The sequence below is a fragment of the Inquilinus sp. Marseille-Q2685 genome, assembly GCF_916619195.1.
In the GTDB taxonomy this organism is placed as follows: Bacteria; Pseudomonadota; Alphaproteobacteria; order DSM-16000; family Inquilinaceae; genus Inquilinus.
Window position 1 is genome coordinate 59,503 of record NZ_CAKAKL010000010.1, and the last position, 9,902, is coordinate 69,404.

Sequence of the window (9,902 nt, forward strand, 5' to 3'; positions counted from 1 at the left end):
GGCCGACCTCTTGACCCGCCTGAAATGTATACGGTACGGTATCGTACTAATTTGACGCAGCGCGGGCCGCGGACAGGAGACGGGAGCTGCCGATGAAGCGCATTGCCAAGCGTGTGGCCGCCGGGACCGCTCTTCTCTCCATCATCGCCGCGGGCGGCACCTGGGCCTGGTGGGACGAAGGCCGCTCCAGGGAATGGACCGACAACGCCTATGTCCGCGCCGACATCACGGCGATCGGCCCCAAAGTGTCCGGTTACGTGGCCGAGGTGCTGGTCGACGACAACCAGATGGTCGAGGCCGGGGACGTTCTGCTGCGGATCGCCGACGAGGATCACCGGGCCCAGCGGGACCGCGCCGCGGCCGCTGTCGCCCAGGCCGAAGCCGCCGCCGAGAATCTGGACCGCCGGAAGGACCTGCAACTGGCGAAGATCCGCGAGGCGGAGGCGGCGATCGATGTCGGCCGGGCCGATATGGAGCTGTCGCGCCGGGAGCTGGCACGGGCGACCCGCCTGGTGGGCCAGGGCTGGACGCCGCAGCGCAACCACGACATGGCCGCCACCGACGCCGAACGCGCCCGCGCCGCGCTGGCGCAGGCGGAGGCCGCCGCGGCAGCCGCGCGCGAGCAGCTGGCGGTGCTCGGCTCCGAGGCCCGGCAGATCGCCGCCCGGCTGGCGGAGGCGCGCGCCAACCTGCAGCTGGCCGAGATCGCGCTGGCGGACACGGTGATCCGCGCGCCCGTCGCCGGCGTCGTCGGGAACCGCCGCGTCCATCCGGGCGAGTATGTGCGGCCCGGCGCCGCCCTGCTCTCCGTGGTGCCGGTCGACGCCGTCTGGGTGGTAGCGAACTTCAAGGAGACCCAGGTCGCTCGCATGGCGGTGGGCCAGCCGGCGGAGATCCGCGTCGACGGCTATTCGGACGCGGTCATCACGGGGCGGGTGGACAGCTTGGCGCCGGCGAGCGGCGCCGCCTTCAGCCTGCTGCCGCCGGACAACGCCACCGGCAACTTCGTCAAGATCGTCCAGCGCGTGCCGGTCAAGATCACGCTGCCCGCCGGCCACGGCCTGCTCGGCCGGCTCGTGCCCGGCCTGTCGGTCGACGTCGCCGTCGAGGTGGGCTCCAGTCCAGGCGGGGCGGCGGCGTCCGAGAGCGGACCGGCCCGGGGCGGCGCCGCGATCTTCCGGACGGCGGACGACGCGTCGTGACCGCGGCGGCCGATCCCGCCCCGTCGCCGGCCGGACCCGCAGCGCTGCCGGCGGCGCGGTCCTGGCTGCTTCTCGGCGTCCTGACCGTCGCCGCCGCGATGGATGCGGTGAACAGCACCGTCCTGGTGGTCACCCGCGGCCATGTCATGGGCGGCATCCATGCCACCCAGGACGAGGTCGCCTGGGTCAACATCGCCTATCTCGTGGCCAAGCTGACCGCTTTTCCGCTGGCGGCGTGGCTGACATTGCGCCTGGCGCCGCGCCGGCTGCTGGCGGGCGCGATCCTGGTGCTGCTCGCCAGCGCCCTCGGGGCCGCGGCGGCCGGCGGCCTCGGCGTCCTCGTGGCGTGGCGGATCGCGCAGGGCGTCGCCGGCGCCGTCCTGCTCGTCACCGGCCAGTCGCTGCTGTTCCGGGTCTTTCCCCGGTCCCGCCAGGGGCTGGTCCAGGCCGTCTTCGCCTTCGCCACGACCGTGGCACCCACGACCCTGTCGCCGGCCCTGCAGGGCTGGACCGTCGACACGCTCTCCTGGTCCTGGATGTTCCTCGCCAATGTGCCGCTCGGCCTGGCAGGGCTGGCGGCCGTGCTGCTCGCCCCCACCCACCGCGACCGGCCGGCGGCGACGGGCCGGCCGGACTGGCCCGGCCTCGTGCTGCTGGGCGCGGCGATGACCGCCTTCGTCTACGTCACCCAGGAGGGCAGCCGCCACAACTGGTTCGACGAACCCGAGATCGTGCATGTCAGCCTCGCCGGGCTTGCCGCCGCCACCGCATTCCTGGCCTGGCAAGCCCTGAGGCCGAAGCGCGGGGCGCTGATCGACGCCGCCGTCTTCCGCGACGAGCATTTCAGCTTCGGCTTCATCGTCAGCTTCGTCGCCGGCGGCGCGCTGTTCGGCAGCGCCTTCGTCATCCCGGCCTTCGCCACCGGCGTGCTGGGCCTGTCGCCGACCTATGCCGGGCTGCTGCTGCTGCCGAGCGGCGCGCTGGTCTGCATCGGCCTCCTCGGCGCGGGCGCCGTGATCCAGTTCAGGCAGCTGGATCCGGCCAAGCTGGTGCCCTTCGGCATCGTCTGCTTCATGACGTCGATGTGGATGCTGTCGGGCTCCACCTCCGAAAGCGGCCTGCCCGACATGGTGCCGGCCCTGCTGCTGCGCGGCCTGGGCCTGGGCCTCCTTTTCGTCTCGCTGACCGTGGGCACGCTGCGCGACCTGCGCCCGGAGGTGCTGGCCCAGGGCGTGGCGCTGTTCAACATCGGCCGCCAGATGGGCGGCCAGATCGGCGTCGCCGGCCTCGCCACCTATCTCGATCACCAGAACGCGCTCAACCGCACGGTGCTGGCCCAGCATCTCGCGCCGGGGAACCCGGTGCTGGCCGACCGGCAGGAGGCCATCGCGGCCGTGCTGACCGCGCGGGGCTATCCCGCCGAGGAAGCGGGCTCCGCGGCGAACGCCGTCATCCAGCAGGCCTTCGCACAACAGGTGGCGACGCTGTCGTTCAACGAATGCTTCCTGGCGATCGCGCTGCTGTTCCTGGTCGCGGCACCGGTTCTGGTGGCCACCAAGCTCACCCTCGCCCGCCTGACGGGGCACGCGTCGCACGCGGCCCACGGACGCCATCCACAAATATCCTGACCGCGGAGTCGACGGCCGCCCGGGCTTCGGCGGGGGTCGGCGGCGGCCGCAGCCCGAGCACGACCTGGAGATGGAGGTCGTCGCGGATCAACCCCAGGAAATGCTCGGCCAGCCGCTTCGGATCGCCGGCTTCGATCCCCCACTCCCGCCCCCTGTCCTCCAGCACGCGCGCCAGATTCGCGCTCGTCCGGCCCGGTCCGGCGTCGAAGAACACCTTGGCGAGGTCGGGAAAGCGGCTGCCCTCGCCCACCACCGTGCGATAGAGTTGCAGCGCCTCGGGCGACATGATGACGCCGAGATAGCGCAGCCCGGCCTCCCGCAGCGTGGCCTCGAGATCCGCCCGGGCGAAGTCGGCTTCGGCCAGGGGGCCCATGGCGTTGCGGACGATCTCCCGCACCACCGTCGCGAACAGCTGCTCCTTGTTGCCGAAATAGCTGTAGATGGTGCGCTTGGAACCGCCGACCCTGGCGATGATCTCGTCGACGCTGGCTCCGGCGAAGCCGGAGGTGAAGAACACTTCGGTGGCCGCCCGCAGGAACTCCTCGTGGCGGGCCTCCTGCCGCGCGGCGCGAGGCGCCGTCCTTCCCTCATCCTTCCCGGCCGGCGGGCGACGTCTTCCGGTCATGGCGGCGATCCTTCTGCCCCGGAGCCGCGACAGCAAGGCTCACCAGGGCGTGCAAAAGAGCAGAGCTTCCACCCAGCCTAGACGGTACCGTACCGTTTGACGATCTGCCGTCGACCGGATCGCGACACCAATCACCAGCCCTGCAGGGAGAGCTTCATGTCCCGTTTCCTCGGCGCCACGGCGCTGGCGCTCGTTCTGGCGGCCGGCGCGGCCTCGGCCGATGCCAAGACGCTGGTCTACTGCTCCGAAGGCAGTCCGGAGAACTTCAACCCCCAGATCAACACCACCGGCACCAGCCTGGACGCCTCGGTGCCGGTCTATGACGGGCTGGTGGCGTTCGAGCGCGGCGGCACCAGGGTGGTGCCGGCCCTGGCCGAATCCTGGGACGTGTCGGACGACGGCACCGTCTACACCTTCCACCTGCGGAAGGGCGTGAAGTGGCATTCGAACGAGGCCTTCACCCCGACGCGCGACTTCAACGCCGACGACGTGCTGTTCTCGTTCAACCGGATGTGGAAGGAGGACAGCCCCTACCACAAGATCTCCGGCGGATCGTACGACTACTTCGGCGACATGGGCATGCCGACGCTGCTGAAGGCGATCGACAAGGTCGACGACCACACCGTCCGCTTCACCCTGACCCGGCCGGAGGCGCCGTTCCTGGCCGACATGGCGATGAACTTCGCCCAGATCCTGTCGGCGGAATATGCCGATGCGATGATGAAGGCCGGCACGCCGGAGGATGTCGACCAGATCCCGATCGGCACCGGCCCGTTCCGCTTCGTGCAGTACCTGCCGGACGCGATCATCCGCTACAAGGCCTTCGACGAGGCCTGGAGCGGGCGAGAGAAGATCGACACGCTGGTCTTCGCCATCACGCCTGACTCATCGGTCCGCTACGCTAAATTGAAAGCCAACGAGTGCCAGGTGATCCCGTCGCCGAACCCGGCCGATCTGCCGGCGATGGAGAAGGACCCGGCGGTGACGGTGATCGGCCAGCCGGGGCTGAACACCGGCTACCTGGCCTTCAACGTCACCAAGAAGCCGTTCGACGACGTCCGCGTGCGCCGCGCCATCAACATGGCGGTGAACAAGCAGGCGATCCTCGACGCCGTCTATCTGGGTGCGGGCCAGGCGGCGAAGAACCCGATCCCGCCGACCATCTGGTCCTACAACGACAGCGTCCAGGACTATAAGTACGACCCGGAGGCGGCGAAGACGCTACTGGCCGAGGCCGGCCTGGCCGGCGGCTTCGACACCGATCTGTGGGCCATGCCGGTGCAGCGCCCCTACAACCCGAACGCCCAGCGCATCGCCGAGCTGATCCAGGCCGACCTGGCCAAGGTCGGGATCCGGGCGAAGATCGTGTCGTATGAGTGGGGCGAGTATCGGAAGCGGGCGCAGGCCGGCGAGCACCAGATGGCGCAGTTCGGCTGGGGCGGCGACAATGGCGACCCGGACAATTTCTTCAACAACCTGCTGGGCTGCGATGCGGCGCGGGAGGGGGGCGGGAATATCGCGAAGTGGTGCGATCAGGAGTTCGAGACGCTGATCCAGAAGGCCAAGGTCACCTCGGATCAGGCGGAGCGCACGAAGCTGTACGAGCAGGCGCAGGTGGTCTTCCACGACCAGGCGCCGTGGCTGCCGATCGCCCATTCGGTCGAGTACCAGGCGATCCGCAAGGAGGTGCTGAACTACGTCATCACCCCCGTGCGCATCCACGACTTCCGCGGCGTGGACATCCGGGAGTAGCGTGGCGACATCTCGATTCGTAGGGAGACAACCCCATGTCCCGCTTCCTGTCCGCCACGGCGATGGCGCTGGCCCTCGCCGCGGGGATGGCCGCGTCGGCCGAGGCCAAGACGCTGGTCTACTGCTCCGAAGGCAGCCCGGAGAACTTCAACCCGCAGATCAACACCACCGGCACCAGCTTCGACGCCGCGCTGCCGGTCTATGACGGGCTGGTGGCCTTCGAGAAGGGCACCACCAAGGTGGTCCCCGCGCTGGCCGAGTCCTGGGACGTGTCGGACGACGGCACCGTCTACACCTTCCACCTGCGCAAGGGCGTCAAGTTCCACTCGAACGAGAATTTCACCCCGACGCGCGACTTCAACGCCGACGACGTGCTGTTCTCGTTCAACCGGATGTGGAAGGAGGACAGCCCGTACCACAAGGTGTCCGGCGGGTCGTACGACTATTTCGGCGACATGGGCATGCCGACGCTGCTGAAGGCGATCGACAAGGTCGACGATTACACGGTGAAATTCACCCTGACCCGGCCGGAGGCGCCCTTCATCGCCAACATGGCGATGAACTTCGCCGAGATCCTGTCGGCCGAATACGCCGACGCGATGATGAAGGCGGGGACGCCGGAGCAGGTCGACCAGGTGCCGATCGGCACCGGGCCCTTCCGCTTCGTGCAGTACCAGCCGGACGCGCTGATCCGCTACAAGGCCTTCGACGAGGCCTGGAGCGGCCGCGAGAAGATCGACAACCTGGTCTTCGCCATCACCCCGGACGCGGCGGTGCGCTACGCCAAGCTGCAGGCCGGCGAATGCCACGTCATGCCGTACCCGAACCCGGCCGACCTGCCGGCGATGCAGAAGGACCCGAACCTCAACGTGCTGAGCCAGCCCGGGCTGAACACCGGCTACCTGGCCTTCAACGTCACCAAGAAGCCGTTCGACGACGTGCGCGTGCGCCAGGCCGTCGACATGGCGGTGAACAAGCAGGCGATCCTGGAGGCGGTGTACCAGGGCACCGGCCAGGCGGCGAAGAACCCGATCCCGCCGACCATCTGGTCCTACAACGACGGCATACAGGACTATCAGTACGACCCCGAGGCGGCGAAGAAGCTGCTGGCCGAGGCCGGCTATGCCGACGGCTTCGAGAGCGACCTGTGGGCCATGCCGGTGCAGCGCCCCTACAACCCGAACGCCCAGCGCATCGCCGAGCTGATCCAGGCCGACCTGGCCAAGATCGGCATCAAGACCAAGATCGTTTCGTACGAGTGGGGCGAGTATCGGAAGCGCACCCAGGCCGGCGAGCACCAGATGGCGCAGATGGGCTGGTCGGGCGACAACGGCGACCCGGACAACTTCTTCAACAACCTGCTGGGCTGCGATGCCGCGCGCGAAGGCGGCAGCAACATCGCGAAATGGTGCAACCAGGATTTCGAGAAGCTCATCCAGAAGGCCAAGGCTACGGCCGACCAGGCCGAGCGCGCCAAGCTGTACGAACAGGCGCAGGTGATCTTCCACGACCAGGCCCCCTGGCTGCCGATCGCCCATTCGGTGGTCTATGAGCCGATCCGCAAGGAGGTCTCGGGCTACAAGATCATCCCGGTCGGGCTGCACGACTTCCGCGGCGTCGACATCGCGGAATAAGCGGCGGCGCCGAGCAACAAACGGGCGGGAAAGCAGCGATCCGCTTTCCCGTCCGTTTCTTTTCGGCCCGCCCAGGTTTCGATCCGCCGGAGGGCGGTTCGGGGCGCGCCTATATTGGGAACGGATTCAATTTGCCCGACAAAACCGGCCAGTTGACATCACCCCCGCCCCCTGCGGTAATCCCCTGCAACCCACGGTTTGGGCAATACAGCTATGCGGCAAGCCCGGGCCGAAGGACCACCATAGGGGAGAGTTTCATGTCCCGCTTCCTGTCCGCCACGGCGATGGCGCTCGTCCTCGTCGCGGGGGCGGCGGTGTCCGCCGAAGCCAAGACATTGGTCTACTGCTCCGAGGGCAGCCCGGAGAATTTCAATCCGCAGATTAACACCACCGGCACCAGCTTCGACGCGTCCGGCCCGATCTACGACCACCTGGTCGAGTTCACCAAGGGCACGACCAAGACCGAGCCCGGCCTGGCGGAGTCCTGGGACATCTCGGACGACGGCACGGTCTACACCTTCCACCTCCGCAAGGGGGTGAAGTGGCATTCCAACGACAAGTTCACGCCGACCCGCGACTTCAACGCCGACGACGTGCTGTTCACCTTCAACCGGATGTGGAAGGACGACCACCCCTACCACAAGATCTCCGGCGGCCAGTACGACTACTTCGGCGACATGGGGATGGGCACCCTGCTGAAGGCGATCGACAAGGTCGACGACCACACCGTCAAGTTCACCCTGAACCAGCCCGAGGCGCCGTTCATCGCCAACCTGGCGATGGAGTTCGCATCGATCCTGTCGGCCGAGTATGCCGATGCGATGATGAAGGCGGGCACGCCGGAGCAGGTCGACCAGGTGCCGATCGGCACCGGATCCTTCCAGTTCGTGCAGTACCAGCCGGACGCGCTGATCCGCTACAAGGCCTTCGACCAGGCCTGGAGCGGCAAGGAGAAGATCGACAACCTGGTCTTCGCCATCACCCCGGACGCCGCGGTGCGCGCCGCCAAACTGAAGGCCGGCGAGTGCCACGTGATGCCGTATCCGAACCCGGCCGACGTCCCGGCGATGCTGAAGGACCCGGCGCTGAACGTGCTGAGCCAGCCCGGCCTGAACACCGGCTACCTGGCCTTCAACACCACCAAGAAGCCGTTCGACGACGTGCGCGTGCGCCAGGCCGTCAACATGGCGGTGAACAAGCAGGCGATCCTGGACGCCGTGTACCAAGGCGCGGGCGAGGCGGCGAAGAACCCGATCCCGCCGACCATCTGGTCCTACAACGACGCCGTCCAGGACTACAAGTACGACCCGGAGGCGGCGAAGAAGCTGCTGGCCGAGGCCGGTTATCCGAACGGCTTCGAGAGCGACCTGTGGGCGATGCCGGTGCAGCGCCCGTACAACCCGAACGCCCAGCGCATCGCGGAGATGATGCAGGCGGACCTGGAGAAGGTCGGCATCAAGGCGAAGATCGTTTCGTACGAGTGGGGCGAGTATCGGAAGCGCCTGCAGGAGGGCGACCACCAGATGGGCCAGCTGGGCTGGACCGGCGACAACGGCGACCCCGACAACTTCCTGTACAACCTGCTGGGCTGCGACGGGGCGCGGCCGGGCGGGTCGAACATCGCGAAGTGGTGCCACAAGCCCTATGACGAGATCGTGAAGAAGGCCAAGACGATCTCCGACCAGGCCGAGCGCACCAAGCTGTACGAGCAGGCCCAGGTGATCTTCCACGAGCAGGCCCCGTGGCTGCCGATCGCGCATTCGGTGGTCTACGAGCCGACCCGCAAGGAGGTCTCGGGCTACAAGGTCAGCCCGTTCGGCCGCCACGACTTCAGCGACGTCGACATCACCGAATAAATCGGAGTAAGGGGGAGCCGGGCGGGGGAGCAGGGGGATGCTCCTCCGCCCGCGTCTTTTCCGGCCCGGCACCCGTGACCCGATGGCATCATGCTGCGCTTCATCCTGACCCGCTTCGCCATGGCGGCGATCACCTTCCTGGGGATCACCGCGCTCAGCTTCTTCCTGATCCGGGCCGTGCCCGGCGACCCGATCCAGGTGCGGGCGGGCGAGCGCGGCATCTCGCCCGAGCGCCATGCCGAGCTGATGCACGAGATGGGCCTGGACCGGCCGGTCGCGGTGCAGTTCGTGTCCTATATCGGCGAGGTGCTGCAGGGCGACCTCGGCGCCTCGACCACCACGCGCCGGCCGGTGCTGGGCGAGTTCCTGAAGCTGTTCCCGGCGACGCTGGAGCTGGGCCTCTGCGCCATCCTCTTCGCCGTCGTCGTCGGCCTGCCCGCCGGCATCATCGCCGCCACCAACCGGTCGTCCCCGATCGACCACGGCATCATGGGCGCCAGCCTGGTCGGCTATTCGATGCCGATCTTCTGGTGGGGCCTGCTGCTGATCCTGATCTTCTCGGTCGGCCTCGGCTGGACCCCGGTCTCGGGCCGGATCTCGGCGATGTACTATGTCGAGCCGCAGACCGGCTTCATGCTGATCGACAGCCTGCTGTCGGACGAGAAGGGCGCCTTCGTCTCCGCCCTGCGCGCCCTGATCCTGCCGACCATCGTGCTGGGCACCATCCCCCTGGCGGTGATCGCGCGCATGACCCGGTCGGCCATGCTCGAGGTGCTGGGCGAGGACTATATCCGCACCGCCCGGGCCAAGGGCCTGGGCGTCAAGCGGGTGATCGGGCTGCACGCCCTGCGCAACGCCCTGATCCCGGTCGTCACCGTGATCGGCCTGCAGGTCGGCACCCTCTTGGGCGGCGCGATCCTGACCGAGACCGTCTTCGCCTGGCCCGGCGTCGGCAAATGGCTGATCGAGGCGATCAACCGCCGCGACTACCCGACGCTGCAGGGCGGCGTGCTGCTGGTCGCCACGCTGGTGATCGGCGTCAACCTCCTGGTCGACCTGGCCTACGGCCTGCTCGATCCCCGCATCCGGCACGTGAAGTAAGCCGATGAGCACCCTTCTCCACTCCGCCGCCGATGGATCGCCCCGGCTCCGCCCTCGCCTTCTATCCTCCCCCTCCCCTCGCGGGAGGGGGAGGATAAAATGTC

7 protein-coding genes are annotated in these 9,902 nt (G+C 68.2%); 6 read left to right on the plus strand and 1 reads right to left on the minus strand.

The genetic code is table 11. The features are described from left to right. Positions 1–92 precede the first annotated feature (92 nt). A complete protein-coding gene (locus LG391_RS30400; RefSeq protein WP_225772156.1) occupies positions 93–1,202 on the plus strand; it encodes an HlyD family secretion protein in 1,110 nt (369 codons plus the stop codon). Beyond that, positions 1,199–2,830 carry a DHA2 family efflux MFS transporter permease subunit gene (locus LG391_RS30405; RefSeq protein WP_225772158.1) on the plus strand — a complete coding sequence of 544 codons (1,632 nt, stop codon included), beginning with the start codon at positions 1,199–1,201 and terminating at the stop codon, positions 2,828–2,830. The genes LG391_RS30400 and LG391_RS30405 overlap by 4 nt, the downstream gene beginning before the upstream one ends. Here LG391_RS30405 and LG391_RS30410 read toward each other — a convergent pair. Beyond that, on the minus strand, positions 2,763–3,455 hold the full coding sequence (locus tag LG391_RS30410; protein ID WP_225772160.1) for a TetR/AcrR family transcriptional regulator: 693 nt from the start codon (positions 3,453–3,455) through the stop codon (positions 2,763–2,765). The two genes, LG391_RS30405 and LG391_RS30410, sit on opposite strands and share 68 nt — an antisense overlap. Positions 3,456–3,611: 156 nt before the next feature. Between LG391_RS30410 and LG391_RS30415 the strand changes: the two genes are divergently transcribed. The 4 genes from LG391_RS30415 to LG391_RS30430 all read left to right on the plus strand — a co-directional run bounded on the left by LG391_RS30415 (position 3,612) and on the right by LG391_RS30430 (position 9,798). Continuing rightward, positions 3,612–5,207 (plus strand): ABC transporter substrate-binding protein, encoded by a 1,596-nt coding sequence (locus LG391_RS30415; RefSeq protein WP_225772162.1) that lies wholly within the window; start codon positions 3,612–3,614, stop codon positions 5,205–5,207. 35 nt (positions 5,208–5,242) lie between these two features. After that, complete coding sequence (locus tag LG391_RS30420; RefSeq protein WP_225772164.1) at positions 5,243–6,841, plus strand: ABC transporter substrate-binding protein; 1,599 nt, start codon at positions 5,243–5,245, stop codon at positions 6,839–6,841. 257 nt (positions 6,842–7,098) lie between these two features. After that, entirely contained in the window at positions 7,099–8,697 is a 1,599-nt protein-coding gene (locus tag LG391_RS30425) for an ABC transporter substrate-binding protein (RefSeq protein WP_225772166.1), read from the plus strand. Between the two features lie 90 nt (positions 8,698–8,787). Then, positions 8,788–9,798 carry an ABC transporter permease subunit gene (locus LG391_RS30430; RefSeq protein WP_225772168.1) on the plus strand — a complete coding sequence of 337 codons (1,011 nt, stop codon included), beginning with the start codon at positions 8,788–8,790 and terminating at the stop codon, positions 9,796–9,798. The last annotated feature ends 104 nt before the right edge of the window (positions 9,799–9,902 follow it).